The organism is Flavobacterium sp. SLB02, from assembly GCF_009664855.1.
GTDB lineage: Bacteria > Bacteroidota > Bacteroidia > Flavobacteriales > Flavobacteriaceae > Flavobacterium.
The window spans coordinates 6,294,007-6,311,706 of the sequence record NZ_CP045928.1 but is presented as its reverse complement, the minus strand read 5'-3'; the positions used below and the strand labels follow the sequence as shown (position 1 = coordinate 6,311,706).

At 33.4% G+C, this 17,700-nt stretch carries 18 protein-coding genes and 4 tRNA genes; 17 read left to right on the top strand and 5 right to left on the bottom strand.

Annotated elements, in window-relative coordinates:
- Nucleotides 1-420: 420 nt before the first annotated feature.
- On the bottom strand, nucleotides 421-1,575 hold the full coding sequence (locus GIY83_RS24570) for an FKBP-type peptidyl-prolyl cis-trans isomerase (RefSeq protein ID WP_208683949.1): 1,155 nt from the start codon (nucleotides 1,573-1,575) through the stop codon (nucleotides 421-423).
- Between the two features lie 79 nt (nucleotides 1,576-1,654).
- Here GIY83_RS24570 and GIY83_RS24565 point away from each other — a divergent pair, with 79 nt between their 5' ends.
- Nucleotides 1,655-2,044 (top strand): RNA-binding S4 domain-containing protein, encoded by a 390-nt coding sequence (locus tag GIY83_RS24565; protein ID WP_208683947.1) that lies wholly within the window; start codon nucleotides 1,655-1,657, stop codon nucleotides 2,042-2,044.
- Nucleotides 2,045-2,138: 94 nt separating this feature from the next.
- Nucleotides 2,139-2,639 (top strand): phosphoribosyltransferase domain-containing protein, encoded by a 501-nt coding sequence (locus GIY83_RS24560; protein WP_065451151.1) that lies wholly within the window; start codon nucleotides 2,139-2,141, stop codon nucleotides 2,637-2,639.
- Here GIY83_RS24560 and GIY83_RS24555 read toward each other — a convergent pair.
- Nucleotides 2,631-3,149, bottom strand: coding sequence for a shikimate kinase (locus tag GIY83_RS24555; RefSeq protein ID WP_194620291.1), 519 nt, complete (start codon nucleotides 3,147-3,149; stop codon nucleotides 2,631-2,633). The two genes, GIY83_RS24560 and GIY83_RS24555, sit on opposite strands and share 9 nt — an antisense overlap.
- A gap of 127 nt (nucleotides 3,150-3,276) precedes the next feature.
- Here GIY83_RS24555 and GIY83_RS24550 point away from each other — a divergent pair.
- The 5 genes from GIY83_RS24550 to GIY83_RS24530 all read left to right on the top strand — a co-directional run bounded on the left by GIY83_RS24550 (nucleotide 3,277) and on the right by GIY83_RS24530 (nucleotide 5,205).
- Nucleotides 3,277-3,349, top strand: a tRNA-Lys gene (locus tag GIY83_RS24550).
- A gap of 39 nt (nucleotides 3,350-3,388) precedes the next feature.
- Nucleotides 3,389-3,461 (top strand) — tRNA-Lys (locus GIY83_RS24545).
- 42 nt (nucleotides 3,462-3,503) lie between these two features.
- Nucleotides 3,504-3,586: transfer RNA gene (locus GIY83_RS24540), tRNA-Leu, on the top strand.
- A gap of 245 nt (nucleotides 3,587-3,831) precedes the next feature.
- The gene (locus tag GIY83_RS24535) at nucleotides 3,832-4,884 is read left to right on the top strand and encodes a DUF6438 domain-containing protein (protein WP_208683945.1); all 1,053 of its coding nucleotides are present in this window, start codon (nucleotides 3,832-3,834) and stop codon (nucleotides 4,882-4,884) included.
- A 248-nt stretch (nucleotides 4,885-5,132) separates the two neighbouring features.
- A tRNA-Lys gene (locus GIY83_RS24530) sits at nucleotides 5,133-5,205 on the top strand.
- Nucleotides 5,206-5,320: 115 nt separating this feature from the next.
- Here the strand turns inward: GIY83_RS24530 and GIY83_RS24525 are convergent.
- Nucleotides 5,321-6,091: a hypothetical protein gene (locus GIY83_RS24525; RefSeq protein ID WP_208683943.1), complete on the bottom strand. Its 771-nt coding sequence runs from the start codon at nucleotides 6,089-6,091 to the stop codon at nucleotides 5,321-5,323.
- Nucleotides 6,092-6,273: 182 nt separating this feature from the next.
- Between GIY83_RS24525 and GIY83_RS24520 the strand changes: the two genes are divergently transcribed.
- The 3 genes from GIY83_RS24520 (at nucleotide 6,274) to GIY83_RS24510 (ending at nucleotide 8,828) form a co-directional block, all read left to right on the top strand.
- Entirely contained in the window at nucleotides 6,274-7,086 is an 813-nt protein-coding gene (locus GIY83_RS24520) for an AraC family transcriptional regulator (RefSeq protein WP_208683941.1), read from the top strand.
- Nucleotides 7,087-7,162: 76 nt separating this feature from the next.
- Nucleotides 7,163-7,945, top strand: a complete 783-nt coding sequence (locus GIY83_RS24515; protein ID WP_208683939.1) for a hypothetical protein — start codon at nucleotides 7,163-7,165, stop codon at nucleotides 7,943-7,945.
- A complete protein-coding gene (locus GIY83_RS24510) occupies nucleotides 7,881-8,828 on the top strand; it encodes a serine hydrolase (RefSeq protein ID WP_208683937.1) in 948 nt (315 codons plus the stop codon). Before GIY83_RS24515 ends, GIY83_RS24510 begins: the two co-directional genes overlap by 65 nt.
- A gap of 132 nt (nucleotides 8,829-8,960) precedes the next feature.
- Here GIY83_RS24510 and GIY83_RS24505 read toward each other — a convergent pair whose 3' ends face one another.
- Both GIY83_RS24505 and GIY83_RS24500 read right to left on the bottom strand, forming a co-directional pair.
- A complete protein-coding gene (locus GIY83_RS24505; RefSeq protein WP_229029174.1) occupies nucleotides 8,961-9,533 on the bottom strand; it encodes a hypothetical protein in 573 nt (190 codons plus the stop codon).
- Nucleotides 9,534-9,661: 128 nt separating this feature from the next.
- A complete protein-coding gene (locus GIY83_RS24500; protein WP_208683933.1) occupies nucleotides 9,662-10,648 on the bottom strand; it encodes a hypothetical protein in 987 nt (328 codons plus the stop codon).
- A 367-nt stretch (nucleotides 10,649-11,015) separates the two neighbouring features.
- Here GIY83_RS24500 and GIY83_RS24495 point away from each other — a divergent pair, with 367 nt between their 5' ends.
- The 7 genes from GIY83_RS24495 (at nucleotide 11,016) to GIY83_RS24465 (ending at nucleotide 17,673) form a co-directional block, all read left to right on the top strand.
- Nucleotides 11,016-11,960, top strand: a complete 945-nt coding sequence (locus GIY83_RS24495) for a DUF4421 family protein (RefSeq protein WP_208683931.1) — start codon at nucleotides 11,016-11,018, stop codon at nucleotides 11,958-11,960.
- Between the two features lie 185 nt (nucleotides 11,961-12,145).
- Nucleotides 12,146-12,646, top strand: a complete 501-nt coding sequence (locus GIY83_RS24490; RefSeq protein WP_228520451.1) for a tetratricopeptide repeat protein — start codon at nucleotides 12,146-12,148, stop codon at nucleotides 12,644-12,646.
- A 136-nt stretch (nucleotides 12,647-12,782) separates the two neighbouring features.
- Nucleotides 12,783-13,745 (top strand): ion channel, encoded by a 963-nt coding sequence (locus tag GIY83_RS24485; RefSeq protein WP_208683929.1) that lies wholly within the window; start codon nucleotides 12,783-12,785, stop codon nucleotides 13,743-13,745.
- A gap of 72 nt (nucleotides 13,746-13,817) precedes the next feature.
- A complete protein-coding gene (locus GIY83_RS24480; RefSeq protein ID WP_194616735.1) occupies nucleotides 13,818-14,717 on the top strand; it encodes a MerR family transcriptional regulator in 900 nt (299 codons plus the stop codon).
- A gap of 39 nt (nucleotides 14,718-14,756) precedes the next feature.
- The gene (locus GIY83_RS24475) at nucleotides 14,757-16,223 is read left to right on the top strand and encodes an NAD(P)/FAD-dependent oxidoreductase (RefSeq protein ID WP_208683927.1); all 1,467 of its coding nucleotides are present in this window, start codon (nucleotides 14,757-14,759) and stop codon (nucleotides 16,221-16,223) included.
- 3 nt (nucleotides 16,224-16,226) lie between these two features.
- On the top strand, nucleotides 16,227-17,066 hold the full coding sequence (locus tag GIY83_RS24470; RefSeq protein WP_194616737.1) for a phytoene/squalene synthase family protein: 840 nt from the start codon (nucleotides 16,227-16,229) through the stop codon (nucleotides 17,064-17,066).
- 166 nt (nucleotides 17,067-17,232) lie between these two features.
- Nucleotides 17,233-17,673 carry a sterol desaturase family protein gene (locus GIY83_RS24465; protein ID WP_194616738.1) on the top strand — a complete coding sequence of 147 codons (441 nt, stop codon included), beginning with the start codon at nucleotides 17,233-17,235 and terminating at the stop codon, nucleotides 17,671-17,673.
- Nucleotides 17,674-17,700: the final 27 nt, after the last annotated feature.

The window sequence follows — 17,700 nt, the reverse complement described above, 5'->3', positions numbered from 1 at the left end:
GTAGAAAGCACAGCTATCGGATTCGAACCTGAATGAACAAAATTCAACATCAGATAAATCTGGACTTCCGTAACTTCACAGGCCGAACTAATAACCGATGATACCCCCCAAGCACATCATTATTAGTTGAACAAAAATCACGACTCATCTTATCATACTCATCGCTTCTTTCTATTTGCAGCCTCCTTAACTGATCTTTAATTGCAGCAAAAGCTCTACTAAACTCTTGCTTTTTATTTGAGATTCAATCATTATTCTTACAAACCTACTATTTTGATTCAGATATTCATTACGGGAAAACGTAAACGGATAAATTAATTTCTAAAAACAATACACATTTAAACATTAGAGACTTTTTTACTAACAAAAAAAAAACCCGAAATCACTTTCGGGTTTTTTAGTTTATTATGAATCAAAAAGTTAATTCTTTTTGATCGGGTATGTTTTATCAAGATGAATTCTTAATCGTCCTGCAGCTGTATAATCTTCTTTCACAAAAGCTCCATTTGCACCTGTTGGTTTTCTAGGAATTCCTCTAGGTTCAAATTCATTTGTATTTGGCGTAGCAGGATTATCTTCTCTAGCATCCCAAGGATAATAAAATCCAGTTCCATAATTTATATAAACATCACCTACTTTAACCATACCAATTTCATTTGTTGGTTTTGTAAGCTCAAACCTTGTACTAAAGCCGTCACCATCATCATCAAAATCTACAAAGTCAGCTATTCCGTCTCCATCGGTGTCGTCAATCAAGTCATCTGTAGGTTTCGGATATTTAGTTGTGTTTCTAAAATCATAAACATAACCATCACCATTTACATCTTCTAAATAATCAGGAACGCCATCCCCAACGATAACAATTCCTCCTGTCGAATTAGAAACAGTATATTCATTATCCATTCTTTGTAAATCAAACAACTTGAAACTAAATACTAAACAAGAATACGCAGGACCATCAGTACCTACAGTACCGGCATAATAAGCTAATCCTGAAGGCAAAAACATAACTCCTGCACCATAATTATCATAAGTAATAACACCATTCCCTGCAGGCGGAGTAGAGATACCTGTTTTAAACTGAGGAAAAATCTCAGACCAGCCCTCGATTACACTACCCTCAGGTGAGTATGCAAATAAGTTAAAAGTCTCGGCATTTCCATAAGAACTATCAAATACTTTCCCATTCAAAAAATTACCTGAATACGAAGCAACAATTCTATCTGTATTCATTGGCTTGCTACCTGTTCCTTCCCTTAAACTTAAAAAATATACCTCATAATTCACATCATTACTGTAAACCTTTCTTGTCTTCAAAGGATATTCCGTTTGATCCCAAATTGAAGTTTGCGTTCCTCCTGCAGGAATTTTTTCAATTACAATATCAAAATTAGGAGTTACTTCCTTAATATAATTAGTCTTTAAATACTTAACAATAGAATCATTATCAGCTTTGTATTGTTCTTTATAGTCTCTTAGAGGCACAGTCACAACATCGTCATCATCACTTTTATTACAAGACACAATCGCTATTCCCGCAAGTAATAAAATAAAATAATATTTAAATTTATTCATTATTGTTAATTTTTTAGGTGCGCAAGATACAATATTGATTTATTTTTGTAAAGAATTTAACTTTGAATTTAGAAAAATTATGCGAATAGATAAATACTTATGGTGCGTACGCTATTACAAAACCAGAAATATGGTTACTGAAGCTTGCAAAAAGAACCATATTACAGTAAATGGGCAGGTTGCCAAACCCTCTAAAGAAGTTTTTCCAACTGATAAAATTACCTTTAGAAAAGATCAGATCACACAAATTATAACGGTCCTTGATATACCGGAAAGCCGCGTTGGTGCAAAACTGGTAGATATTTACAGAAAAAATGAAACCCCGGCCGAAGCTTATGCGCATTTAGAACTATTAAAACTATCTAAAGAGCATTACAGAAAAACCGGAACCGGAAGACCAACCAAAAAAGACAGAAGAGATATCGACGAATACGGAAATGATATTATTGATGAAGAAGACAAGAATTAAAAATCAATTTTTCAAATCCCAAATTCCAATTCAAAAAATCTGAAATCTAAAATCTAAAATCTAAAATTCTAGTTGTAATTTAGCAAAAAAAATCATGAGCAAAAACATCATCTTAACAAATCAGGAAATCGAACATAAAATAAAACGTATTGCTTACCAGATATACGAAACTTTTGTTGACGAAGAAGAAGTTGTAATTGCCGGAATCGCTTCTAACGGATCTATTTTTGCTCAAAAAATTGCTTTAGCCCTAAGTACAATTTCGACACTTAAGGTTTCTCTTTGCGAAGTTAAGGTCGACAAACAAAATCCGCAATTGCCTATTCAGACTTCTTTAACTAAAGAAGAATACGAAAACAAAGGATTAGTACTTGTAGATGACGTTTTAAATTCAGGCACTACTTTAATCTATGCTGTTCGTCATTTCTTAGACGTTCCGCTAAAGAAATTCAAAACAGCAGTACTTGTAGATCGAAATCACAAAAAATACCCTGTAAAGGCCGATTTTAAAGGAATCTCTTTATCTACCTCTTTATTAGAGCATGTTCAGGTTGTTTTTGATGACAACGGCGACAATTATGCTTTTTTAAGCTAAGATTTCCAGAATATCCTGAACTGTTTCATCGACAGCTTTATCATCAACCGAAACTTTATGTTGTGCATGGTTGTAATAATAGCTTCTGTCGAACAAATGCTTTGCGATAAATTCTCTCATTTCCTCTTCATCCATATTAGCGATTAACGGGCGCTTGCTTTTGTTATGAATTAATCTATTGTATAAAGTGTCTATTGAAGCCTTTAAATAAATCGAGGTAACATCGTCTCTTTTTAATAATTCATGGTTATTGGCATAACAAGGCGTTCCTCCGCCTAAACCTATGATGCTGTTTTCTGAAGATTGAAGTAATTCCAGAAACATTTCGTGTTCTAATTTCCTAAAATGGATCTCTCCAAATTGCTCGAAAATCTCATTTATAGATAAATTTGCTTTATTTTCGATACATTTATCTAAATCCAGAAACGGAATATTTGTAATTTTTGACAAGTTTTGGGCAATTGTTGACTTTCCGCAGCCCATATATCCTAATAATATAATCTTTTTCATTTTAATAAGAACCTAAAAATTAAGGTGTTGTAAATTTTGATTAAAAAAAGACAAATTTATAATAAATAAGCTTGCAAATATCAAAAATAACTCCTTATATTTGCACCCGCATTCAAGGAAAGAATATGACTCGATAGCTCAGTTGGTAGAGCACATCACTTTTAATGATGGGGTCCTGGGTTCGAGCCCCAGTCGGGTCACAAAATTTGTGATTTACAAAATACTTTTCTTGATAGCATGACTCGATAGCTCAGTTGGTAGAGCACATCACTTTTAATGATGGGGTCCTGGGTTCGAGCCCCAGTCGGGTCACAAAAGGTCGAGTATTCATTTACTTGACCTTTTTTTATTTGAGGCCACGTGGAGAAACGGTAGACTTGCCATCTTGAGGGGGTGGTGCTCGTAAGGGCGTGTGGGTTCAAATCCCACCGTGGTCACTAAAAGCGGAAATCTTTATTTACAAGATTTCCGCTTTTTTAATTTTAAGGCAGTTCAACTAAATACATGCTTTAATATTTACTTCAAAAATCTATTATATTTACAAAACCGAAAGTTTACAAATATATAATTTAGAGTATACATAAATTTATGAAGCTAAAAAATATACTATGTGTTTTAATTGTATTTATTTTTTTTTCTTGCAAAAAAAATAAAGACGAGCAATTAAAGAAAGATATTCTTGGTGAGTGAACCTACATCAAAACAGAAGACCAAAGAAAACCAAAAAAAAAACAATTCTCACACGCCTCCGCCACCAACTATTCTTGGCAACCATGTACAAGGATATATTTTTTCAGAAAATAATTTATGCGAAGACAAATCCGGGTATTTTAAAAGAATTGAAGGAGACGAAAGAAGAGACAGGGAAACAATTTTCTTAGGAACTCAGACCAAATATAAGATTGAAAACGATAGTCTTAAAATTTTTGATTTATTGAGTAAGACCTGGGACAATCAAAAAATACAGTCACTTATTGGCGACACATTAACAACAAAAGTAGCTGACAGCCTGTTTGCCAAATATGCAAGAACCAAGTATAAAATTGATCCAAATGAAAATTACGACAAAATTATAGTTTCATCTTCTGGCTGTTATGGTACTTGTCCTGTTTCAAACATAAGTATTGACAAAAGCGGTAACATCTTCTATAATGGTCAGCAGTACAATACTCAAAATGGCCAATTTAAATCAAAGATTACTCAAACTGAATATCAAAAAATTCAAAACAATTTTAAAAAAGCCGATATAAAAAAACTTGAAAATAACTATGAAGGAAATTGGACTGACGACGAGACGGTTACTATAACATTTATTAAAAACAATAAAATAGTAAAATCGATCAGTGATTACGGCAGACAATCTCCAACTACACTAATTTGGGCATACACACCTGTTAGATATTTATACCAACAAATAAAACTTGTCCCGCTAAAAGTTGAAAAACCTTTATTATCAATATGGAGAATAAAATTTAGCAAAGGAAATGAAATTTGCGATCTAACAAAATCTGAGAGTTTTTATCTTTTAACCGAAATTTTCGAAGGCAAAGAAACCAATCATAAATTCGAAAATAAATATCAAATTCAATTTTGGAATAATGAAGCAAAAAAAGAAACAATCTATACTGACGGCAGATTTTTTAAACTAAAAGGTAAAACAATTGATATTGGCTATAATTTTTTAATAGTAAATAATCTGACAGATCAATTTAGACAGAAAAACAAATATGACTAATAAAAATCTAAAAAGAGAATATACAACTGCCGTAAATCCCTTAAATAACACAATAAAAAGCTTTCATTGCAAACCACCACGATTACAAAAAATTAAAAACACATAGAAAGCATTTTATTTTTTTTGTTTCTACCTCTATTTCAATTCATTAATTCAAAACAATACATTTACATTAAATTAACTTAAAAGAAGGTAGTGGTATTTAAAAAATAACTCCTTATATTTGCACCCGCGTTCAAGAAAAGAATGACTCGATAGCTCAGTTGGTAGAGCACATCACTTTTAATGATGGGGTCCTGGGTTCGAGCCCCAGTCGGGTCACAAAAAAGGTCAAGTATTAATTTACTTGACCTTTTTTCATTTTAAAATCTTTACAGAAATGACGGACTCTCTGAAGTTTTTTTTTCATTTAAAAACAAATCTCTTATCGTATTCATTAATAATACTCGAAATATTGTTCGGCTATTTGATTAATTTCTCCTTTGTCATTATAAGAAGTACACAGCAACCAATTACCATTTCTATCATATTTATAAGTATAAGTGGTCGTTTCTTTACTACTAGAATTGGTTTTCATTACAGGATTGCCGAATTCATCATTTTTATACGTAACCACACTTTTAAGTATTGGTTTATCTAAATATCCCGGAGGACCAACACTCCAAAACGATTCTTTTATTCTATAATTATCAGCATCGTATTCATAATGTTTTTCCATATTTAGCTTCTCATCCTTACCATAATTCATATGCACAACTAAATTTCCTTTCTCATCACGAATGAAAACTGTTTTCGACTGCAAGATACTTCCCTTATAAAACCAATAACTTACTTCATTTTTAGCCATATCCTGTTTTACAGTAATAAGAAATGATTGGCTCATTTTTGTTCCCGGATAATAATAGTCAGACGCATTAAGAACACCATCTGTATCATAATAATATTTTATTTCAAGCACTTTAGCATTATAAGAAACAGAATTGGATGAAATAAGAAAGCCTTTTTCATTATATGTATTCCCAATTCCCATTCGGCACATTTTATTACTAGCTGCAAGAGGCATCGAAACGCCTTCAAGAAAGCATTGTCCAAATGATTTCACATTCCCTTTCAGGTTAAAATCTTTCAGGTCATTGTGATTGGTCTGTGCCAGCGATACATTAAAAGTAAAAAACAGAAGACAGAATGTTGTAAAAAGTGATTGCATTTTTGTTATTATGATTTCTAAGTTAGACCAAAATAAAACAATCTAAATTAAATTCAATTATTTCTGTAACCTTCTTTGATTTATTTCTTCTAATAAATGAACTGACTCTTTGCGCACTAGCTTATATCATGTTTAAGATTCATTCAAAACACCTCAGCCTACTAAAAAAATAATGCAATCGTATGAAACATCTGCAAAAAGGTACATTTTACGGACAAACCAATGAAACCATTGCTCTGGATGGAATAACACTCACAGATACTGTTTACACCCACAGCAAAGTAGACTGGCATTATCATGAGAATGCTTATTTTACTTTTATACTAGAAGGAAATGTTATCGAGGGTAACAAAAAGGAGATATACAATTGCTCTCCCGGAAGTTTGCTTTTTCATAATTGGCAGGAACCCCATTATAATATAAAACCTGACGGATTTACCAGAGGTTTTCATCTTGAAATCGAAAAACATTGGTTTGATACTATAGCATTATCAGATGAGAATTTGCAGGGCAGCATTAATATCTCTAAACCGGAAATCAAGTTTTTAATGTATAAAGTTTTCAGAGCAGCTAAAATTGAAGGCCCTGCTGTAGATTTTTCAACCCAAACCTTACTGATCGAAATCTTATCAAAACTCAGCGCGCATAACAATTCATTATTATACAAAAATCCAAAATGGGTACAAATTATTGACGAAATTCTTCACGACCAGATTGGAGATACCATCTCATTAGAATATTTATCTAAAATAGCCGAAATACACCCTGTTCACTTGTCAAGAGATTTCTCTAAATACTTTCACTGTACTTTAAGCGAATACAGGAGAAAATTAAAGGTCGAAAAAGCACTTTCGCTACTGTCTTTACAAAAACAATCCTTAACCGAAATTGCTTACGAATGCGGGTTCTCTGACCAAAGCCATTTTACAAGATGCTTCAAAGAAGTAAACGGAATAAATCCTTCCGCGCATTTAAAATTACTTTTAATGAAATAATGCAAAATGTTAATCTGGTACAATTTTTAATGCTGCCGGCTGCATAATTTTACACCTCAATCAAATCAATCAAAACATGAAACGAACATTTTTTCTATTTGCAATCAGCCTTTTCTGCCTTACTGGTTTTAGCCAGAATGCAGATCTTTTTAAAACCGAAGGAATTACCGGAGAACTTCATCAATCAAACATCGGGAAAGTTACTTTTATGGATGGCAACATTCCGTTAGACCAATATAAAAAAACCGATTTTCTTCAGTCATTTAATCTTACATACAAATCCAACCTTAACATCAGGATTTTTCTTGATAACTCGATAACGAACTACTTACATGAATTAGCCCCAAATTTGTCGGCTGACAAACTTGTAGAAACGGGCAATCTTCAGTTTGCTTTTTATATTGATAACAAATTCATTTATAAAGATAATATTAACTCAGGATGCAATTTTGGATACGGAAGCAGCAAGAATACCTCAACAGCATTGGCAATTCCACTAACCAGCTCAAAAGCCCAAAATCTATGGTCATTGCATATGTGGGATCGTTTTAAACTTAATGGCGGCGAAAAAGCATTAACAAACGGAACTCATACGCTAAGAATTGAAGTTAGACCTTATATCATAACGAATAAAGACAACGAAGCAATAGTGGGAAATTTAATAGCCAAAGGACAAATTAAATTAATCATAAAAACTCCTAAAGTGACCGCCAAACAAATGGAAATACAACAGATAGTACCAAACAGCGGATGGGAGATTTCTGATTTTCAATTCGATAAGAAAAAAAATCGAATTGCTAAACAAGGAAATTGCTTCTTACAACCTAAAAGAAATAACAAGCGCTGTTGCTGTTTATAATGGCAAACTTTTGATAGAAGAATATTTTAATGACGCCAATAGAAATACCTTGCATGACACCCGATCGGCAGGAAAATCTTTTGCATCGACAATTATGGGGATAGCTATAAATGATGGATACATTAAAAATGAAAACCAAACGCTTAATACTTTTTACAACTTAAAAGAATATGCAAATTACAACGTAAAAAAAGACAGCATAAAAATAAAAGACCTTCTCACAATGAGCTCTTCATTTGAAGATTCAGATATCGATAGCGAATCACCAGGAAACGAAGAAAATATGTATCCTACAGAGAACTGGGTAAAATTTACATTGGATTTACCCACTGATCCCGCCAAAACCAATGGCGGCAAATGGGATTATTTTACTGCGGGAGTAGTTGTTTTAGGAGATATACTGGATAAGAATGCCCCTAAAGGTCTTGAAAAATATGCCGATGAAAAACTTTTCAAACCTTTAAACATCACCAATTATCAATGGCAATATACACCGCAAAAAGTACCAAATACCGCAGGAAGCCTTCAAATGACTTCATTGGATTATGCTAAATATGCTCAGTTATACAAAAATAACGGTGTTTGGAATAACCAGCAAATACTTCCTGTAAAGTGGGTAGAAAAAACTCTGACAAAACAAATCGAAATTCCGGGGCAAGACAACCAATTCTACAGCTATTTGTTTTGGAACAAAACCATTAACTATAAAGGTAAAAATTACGAAACCTATTACTGCGCCGGGAATGGCGGAAACGAATTTATAATTTTTAAAGATTTACCACTTGTAGTCATAATCACTTCAAAAGCTTTTAACAAACCGTACGGACATGCCCAGGCAGACAAAATAGTTCACGATTATTTATTGCCGGCGATTTTAAAATAAAATTGTCGGTTTGATTTTATAATTCACACCAAATAGCATAAAGAATTAAAAAAGGTAAAACATACAATCTGTTTTACCTTTTTTAATGCCATCAATAAGTCAGGCAAATTATAAATATCCAACATAAAAGCCTTACTCCTGCTTAAATGCTTTTAAACTTCCGTCATCATTAAACTGTATAGAATATCTTTCTCTGCTCCCATTAATACTCGAAGGATACCATCGCATCTGATTATCCCAAATAGAAACATACGCACTTGTAAGAGGTTTGGCTCCTTCTATTTCTTTTGCTTTCTCATTATAAGTAGTGGTGACTTTAGCAACATTTACAAATTTTATTTTATTAAGCGAAACTAAACGCTTTTGCACATCATCCCTAACCGACAACTGAAGAGGTTTAGGCTCAGACCACCTACCCTCTTTATAATCATAAATATCAACATATTTAGGATTTGTAGGATGCTGAAGCATAACATTAATGAGTCCGTCATTATAAAAATACAGCGTCGAATAAATAAAAATCTCTTTTCCTGCATATTGAGGCAATTTTCTCAAAGCCTCTTCCGCTTTTTCTAATTCCTTTGTATCAGTCAAAAGATCGACATTCTTACCTTCAGTATGTGTATGAGTTACAGAATGTGTTTCCAGTGCTGTTTTTATAATTTGCTGAAGGTCAATCTGAGTATTTACTGTCGTTTCAGGCACAGGACTTTCTTTTTCCTTTTGAACTAACGTATCATTCGGTTTAAAGGTCTCATCGATACTTCTAGATACCTGCTCACAACCTAACAAAAGATGACAGCAAATTAGTAGTATAATTAATTTTCTCATTTTTAGTCTATAGTATTTAAATCGCTGGCAAAAGCAATTTGGTTTGGATTATCAGGCAGATAAAAAATTTCTATCTTTTCCTGTTTCGTAATATCGAGATCAAGAAGCCTGATCACTTTTTTCAGGCTATTGCGATGAACATGATGTTTATTATCCGTGTACTCAAGTTCAAAACGAATTTCCGGCTGATCATTAATATAAGTCCCGGTCTGGCTCACTTTAACCAATTTGGCCCAGGTTTTTATTCCCTTAAACTTAATCATGGATGAACTGCTATTTAATCCTGTAAGCTTACTATAGATAAATTTTAAAAGATACCTAAAAAACAAAAGTACCATTGGACACACAATCAGCGGATGCCCAAAACTCATAAAACGCCAGCCCAAACCATAACTTTCGGTTTGATACGAATAAATATAATAGCCAACTACTCCGGCCACAAATACCAACCAACCCAATACAATAAACCCTACTCTTATTACATTTAATCCCACTTCTGTAGTGGCAATGATAAAATGCGGAGCCTCTTTTGCATCTCTGTCGAGTATTAAACTTAATTTTTTCCCCGTTTCAAAACGACGTTGATGAGGTCTAGCATCCGTAATAACAGTCTTGCTTGTAATTTCTGTATCGGCCAGGTTTTTAAATGATAGTTCAAGTTCATAGGTATTGAATTTCTCATTGGGCTTAGATGTTTTTACAGCGCTTAAAATTTTTGCTTCACGCAATACGCCGCCTGACTTTAGTTTTTCTATATTTCTTTTTGAAATAAAAATTTGAAGAACCCATTTACGGAAATAGCCCATTAAAACAATCAGCCAAAGAATTATCGAAATCGAAACTATAGCCAAAGCCAACCATGGATCTTTATCTTTTAGAGTATTTATATCAAATTCATTATTTACAGAATAATAAATTATCATGGGAAAAGGAATCGCAAAAAATAACATATAGAGCGCGCCAAAAGCAAGGGCAAAATACTTTCTCATTCCTTTTTAATTATTATTGGGGGTTACTAATTAAAACGTTTATTTTAGAAAAAAAACATTACTTTTTTTAAGTATATCTATCAATTATAACATTGTTGTACAAATAGACACCAATCAAATTTACATAAAAAATTATAGCAGAAAAGAAATTAGAATAAAATCTCAATTAAGAAACGAATCCCTTTTTAAATAAAATTATCGTTTTATGAAAAGAAATAGAATAACTCTAAAATAGATTTTACCTACATTAGAGTATAAATTTTGTAACTAAAATCAATTCATTGCGTCTTATTTTTAAAACCTATAAACCCTTTTTAATCGGTTTTCCTAAAATACTAAGAGCCCTTATTTTGCGTTTGACATCGTTATGAAATTATATTTTTCTTTTTTCCTCTTTTTTATCCTTCCTTATTTTTGCCAGGCGCAGATTGACACAACGTATATTAAACCTTTTTACAATAAAGTTTCCCTAAGAACTTATCTATCGATGAGATTTATTTCGATGGAAAAGGAAACAGACGGAGAAATTAAAAATTTCATGCCCAATACACCGATGAGTTTAGGTTTTGGAGTTTCTATAAAAAATACCATCATCGATTTAAGCTATGGTCATAGTTTGAGTTTCCTCAAAGATGATGAAAAAGGAAAAACCAAAGCACTTGATTTTCAAATTCACCATTACGGAAAAAAGTTCATAATAGACCTTTTTATACAAAAATATCACGGTTTTTATACTTCAGATCAATCGGATAAAAACATACAATTATATCCTGACTTAAATATTCAGCAATATGGCACTTTTGGCCAATATGTTTTTAATAATAAGAAATTCTCCTATAAAGCTGCTTTCAATCAAAACGAAAGACAATTAAAATCAGCCGGAAGCTTTTTGCTTGGCGGAGGTGCTTATTTTACCAAAATAGGTTCTGACAGCTCTTTTGTACACAAATCTCAAAATTCATTACGTAATTTCCAATTCGGAGTAAGTGGAGGTTATGCTTATACCTGGGCAATTAACAAAAGATGGTTTACCAGCGGATCAGCAACTATGGGGGTAAACTTTGGTACTGAAAGAATAAACGATTTTGGCAAACGAAAGATAGAAATCTACCCTACATTTTTTCCAAGAATATCTGTTGGTTATAATAAAGAAAATTGGTCTCTTGGTCTATCATATATCAATAATCTTATATTTTCTTCTTTCTCAGGCAATGACACTAACAACATTGCTTTATCGTCAGGAAATTTACAAATTGGGTATATCTGGAGGCTAAATTCCAATCCGTTTGTTCGTAATAAGAAACCAGATTAAATAATCTTTTTTTAACAGAAATAAAAACCTAGCTTACAAGGTTTTACCACAACAAAAAACAAATTTCCCAAAAAAAATAAATTAAATAATAGTTATTTCACAAAAGAACTTTCCCAACAAAACAAAACTTTACTAAATTCGTTTCCAGAATTATTTAACCTACTAACCTAATCCCAAATTGGTTTATGAAACACTTTTTAATTGTATCATTTATTATGATCACTTGCTCTGCTTGGGCACAATCTGCAACCGGCTATTTTGACAAAGCCATGAAAAAAGCCGAAGCCGGCAACACAAAAGGCGCAATTGCCGATTACACAAAAGCCATTAGCATGAATTCTAAATTCGTCGAAGCATACCAAAATCGTGGTGTTGCAAAATTTAAACTCAACGATCTAAAAGGCGCCCAGGCTGATTTTAGCAAAACAATCGACCTCGACAGCATGAACGCAGATGCCTTTACCGGCAGAGCCAATGTAAATTACAAACTAAACAACTTTAAAGAAACCGTTGACGATTGCACCTCATCACTTGGTTTAAACCCAAAAGATTATATTGCTTACAACTTAAGAGCATTGGCCTACAATAAAATGGGAGACAAAAAAAATGCCTGCAAAGATTTCTCTAAAGCAATCGAATTAGGCAGCCAGAGCGCTATAAAAAACAAAGCAACTTTTTGTAAATAAAGCGACATAAAACATATTCACTACTAAAGCAATCTGTAAAAATCAATTATACAGATTGCTTTTTTTATTCCAAAAACTTCGACCTAATTTCATCTCAAAGTTATGCTTACATTTGTCCTTATAATCCAAAATTTTAATGGCACTTTTAAAAAAGATAAACCACAAAGCACAAACCGATAAAAACTCCGGCTTTGGAGCCAATGCAAACAGTTACGGAGGAAGATTTGTAAACAAAGACGGAACCCCTAATATCGAAAAAAGAGGCATGCACCTTTTTCGCCGCATCAGTTGGTATCACACCATGATTGATATGCCCAACTGGAAATTCATGTCGATTTTGTTTATTTTTTACATTGTCCTCAATTTTATTTTTGCCGTGATCTATTATGCCATTGGCATTGAACATCTCGACGGAATAGAACAATCTCAAAGCGTTTTAACCCAATTTGGCCAAGCCTATTTTTTCAGTGCACAAACCTTTACCACGGTAGGTTACGGACACATTAGCCCAACAGGTTTTTTAACAAGTGCCCTATCAGCAGCCGAAGCTTTAATTGGCTTATTAAGTTTTGCCATTGCAACAGGTTTATTTTTTGGAAGATTTAGCAAACCAACCGCCTTTTTAAAATTTTCAGATAATGCCCTAATTTCACCTTACGGAAAAAACAAAGGATTAATGATACGTCTGGTACCTTTTAAAAATACCAATTTTACAGATGCTACAGCGAAAATAACTTTAGTGATGAGTGTGGAAGAAAATGGAGAGCAAACCAATAAATTTTATAGTCTGGAACTCGAATTAGATAAAATAAATGCTCTTTCGTTGAGCTGGACTCTGGTACATCCAATTACTGAAGACAGTCCACTGTACAATTTTACCAAAGACGATTTCAAAAAAATACACGGTGAGATATTCGTCTTTATAACCACTTTCGATAATATGTATAGCAATACAGTAGCCGCGAGAACATCATATACTTTTAGTGAAATCATTTATGGCGCCAAATTCGAAACTATGTACAATCGAAGCAAAGACAGTTCTAAAACAATTTTGCATTTAGATAAATTAAATAAATTCTCCAAGATCAAATTCGATTAATTCTCTAATCTTAAGAAGATTTTAAGACAAATCTCAGATTTTATCCTATTTTTGTTCACCAAATAACCAGTAATGATAAACAATATTAAGACTGTTTTCAGCATAAAAGACCTCGAAAACTTATCAGGAATAAAAGCACACACCATTCGTATCTGGGAGAAAAGATATAACATCTTAGAGCCAATGCGTACTGACACTAACATTAGACTCTATAACCTACAAAATTTACAGAAGCTTTTAAACATTACTTTATTACACGAATACGGATATAAAATCTCTAAAATTGCTACGTATCCCGAAGAAAAGATTCCGCAATTGGTTCGTGAAATTATTTCGAAGAAAAATTCTCAGAATTACGCCATAACTTCATTCAAAATGGCCATGATGAATTTTGACCAGGAAATATTCTTCAATACTTTCGATTGGCTAATCTCTGAGAAATCATTCAAAGAAGTTTTCAAAGATCACTTTCTTCCTTTATTGAAAGAATTAGGATTACTATGGCAATCAGAAACCATAACTCCTGCAAATGAACATTTCATGAGTCATTTGATCAAACAAAAAATATTAATCTATACCGAAAGTCTTCAAATATTAAAACCTACTAAGACCAATAGAATTTTTGTGCTTTCGTTACCATTAAACGAAATTCACCAAATAGGTTTGCTATACCTACAATATGAAATTTTATCCCATGGCTACAAAACCATTTATTTGGGCGAAAGTATGCCAATTGAAAATCTTCAGGATTTAACCAAACATTTCGAGAATATTACATTTATATCTTTCATGACAGTGCAGCCGGATCGCAGTGTTATCAATCAATATGTAAAATCAATGGGGCAAAAATTACTCCAAAAAAACAACGAAATTTGGCTTATGGGCAATATGGTCGAAAACATTGACCAGAAAATGCTGCCCGAAAGAATACGAATTTTCGACTCTATGGAAGAAACAATTAGCATGCTATAAGCTAATTTTGTTTAAAGTTTTTGTACATTTGTTAAACAAATGAAAAAAACAATAGCAATAATAGGATCAGGCTTCTCTGCGTTAGCCGCTTCATGTTACTTGGCACAACAAGGAAACAAAGTGACTCTTTATGAAAAAAACGAATCTATTGGCGGCAGGGCAAGACAGTTCAAAAAAGAGGGTTTCACGTTTGATATGGGACCAAGCTGGTACTGGATGCCAGATGTATTTGAACGTTTCTTTCAGGATTTCAATAAAAAAACTACCGATTATTACGAGCTTATAAAACTAAATCCTGCTTACAGGGTTTATTTTGGAGTAGATGATTTCATCAGTATATATGACAATCTCGAAGAAATAAAAACCACTTTTGAAAGTATCGAAAAAGGAAGTGGCCACGAACTCGAAACTTTCATCAAGCAGGCTAAAAGCAATTATGATATTGCGATTAAAGATTTGGTGTATCGTCCCGGAGTTTCTCCTCTGGAATTAATTACCGTTGAAACCACTAAAAAACTCAATCAGTTTTTTAGCACCGTAAGTACTGATATTCGCAAGAAATTCAAAAACGAACGACTAATTCAGATTTTGGAGTTTCCCGTTTTATTTCTGGGCGCAAAACCTACCAAAACACCATCTTTCTATAATTTTATGAATTATGCCGATTTTGGCTTAGGAACCTGGCACCCCAAAACCGGAATGTTCGATGTTGTTCGCAGCATCGAAAAACTGGCTCTCGAACTTGGTGTTACGATTGAAACCAATGCTGCTATCGAAAAAATAGTAGTCGAGAATAAAACCGCAACAGCAATCGTCATCAACGGAAAAACGATACAAGCCGATGTCATTTTAAGCGGAGCCGATTATCATCATACCGAAACTTTACTGGATATCGAACACCGCGCCTATTCAGAGAAATATTGGGAAAGCCGCGTTTTCGCGCCATCGTCGCTTTTGTTTTTTGTGGGTTTTGATAAAAAAATTGAAAACATTTCGCATCACGCTTTATTTTTTGATGTCGATTTCAACCAACATGCAGCAGATATTTACGATGAACCAAAATGGCCCGATGCCCCTTTGTTCTATGCCAATTTTCCATCAAAAACAGATCAAAGCGCAGCACCGCAAGGCAAGGAAAGCGGATTTTTTCTTATTCCGTTAGCGCCGGGAATTAATGACAGTGAAGCACTTAGAGAAGAATATTTCAAAAAAATCATCACTCGTTTTGAGCAGCTTACCCAACAAGAAATTAAAAATAACATTATCTTTAAAAGATCATTTTGCAAGAATGACTTCGTAACCGATTATAACGCTTACAAAGGAAACGCTTACGGAATGGCGAATACCTTATTGCAAACGGCTTTTTTACGACCAAAACTAAAAAGTAAAAAAGTTCGTAATTTATATTTCACAGGACAATTAACCGTTCCCGGACCAGGTGTTCCGCCTGCTTTAATTTCAGGAAAACTAGTAGCCGAGTTAATTCAAAAATCTTTTAGATCGTAAAAAATGAAATCACTATTCGACACCGTTTCTTTCAAATGTAGCAAATTGGTCACCCAAAACTACAGTACATCCTTCTCGCTGGCGGTCAAAATGCTATCACCAAGCATTCGCGAAGCGATTTACAGCATCTACGGATTCGTGCGTTTTGCTGACGAAATTGTCGATTCATTTCATGATTACGACAAAGAAAACCTCATCAATGATTTCGAAAAAGAATATTACAAAGCCGTTGAGTTTGGCATTAGCTTAAACCCTATCCTCAACTCGTTTCAGCATACCGTAAAGGAATACAATATTACCGATGATCTTGTTCAGGCTTTCCTTAAAAGTATGAAATTAGACCTCATCAAATCAACCTACAGCTCCCAAACCGAGTACGAAGATTATATTTACGGTTCTGCCGATGTTGTGGGTTTAATGTGTTTGAAAGTTTTTGTAAAAGGAAACCATCAAAAATACGAGCAGTTGAAAAACGAAGCGATGCGATTAGGATCGGCATTTCAGAAAGTGAATTTTCTGAGGGATCTTAAAGATGATAATTTGGTTTTAAACCGAAATTATTTTCCCGGAGTCGATTTAAATTCTTTCGACGAAAATGCCAAAACCACCATCATCAACGAAATCGAAGAAGATTTCAGAGTCGCCTATCAGGGAATTGTAAAATTGCCTATCGAAGCACAATTTGGGGTTTACACCGCTTATATCTATTACAAAAAATTACTAAAAAAACTAAAAAAAACACCATATTACGAAATTGGAAGCTCACGAATAAGAGTCTCAAATTATACAAAAGCCGGGCTTTTAGCGCAATCTTTTGTAACTTACAAGTTAAAACTGGTTTAGATTTCGCATTTTTTGTCATTTCGAGGTACGAGAAATCACACTCGTTAATCGACAAAGATTGACGCTTTTCTTTATGTCCCGAAGCTTCGGGATAGTGCGATTTCTCCTTCGTCGAAATGACAAGATTGATTGAGTTTAATTATAATAACAATTCAAAACATAAAAAATGATTTCTTTCTTCATCTTTTTAGGCGTTTTTCTCTTCATGGAATGTGTTACCTGGCTTACACACAAATACATCATGCACGGACTTATGTGGTATTTTCACGAAGATCATCATCAACCCAAATACGAAGATACTTTTGAGCGCAACGATATTTTCTTTGTCATTTTCGCCATTCCAAGTATTGTTCTTTTTTATTTTGGCGTTCAGGGCGGCTTCAATTATTTGTTTTTCATCGCTTGCGGCGTCACGACTTACGGCGCTTGCTATTTTTTAATTCATGATGTTCTAATTCATCAGCGATTTAAATGGTTCAAAAACACCAAAAATAAATACCTCATTGGTTTGCGAAAAGCCCATAAAATACACCACAAACATTTAGGAAAAGAACACGGAGAATGCTTCGGGATGTTATTCGTTCCTTTCAAATATTATAAAATGTAAACCGTTGGTACAAAAAAATTAACACAT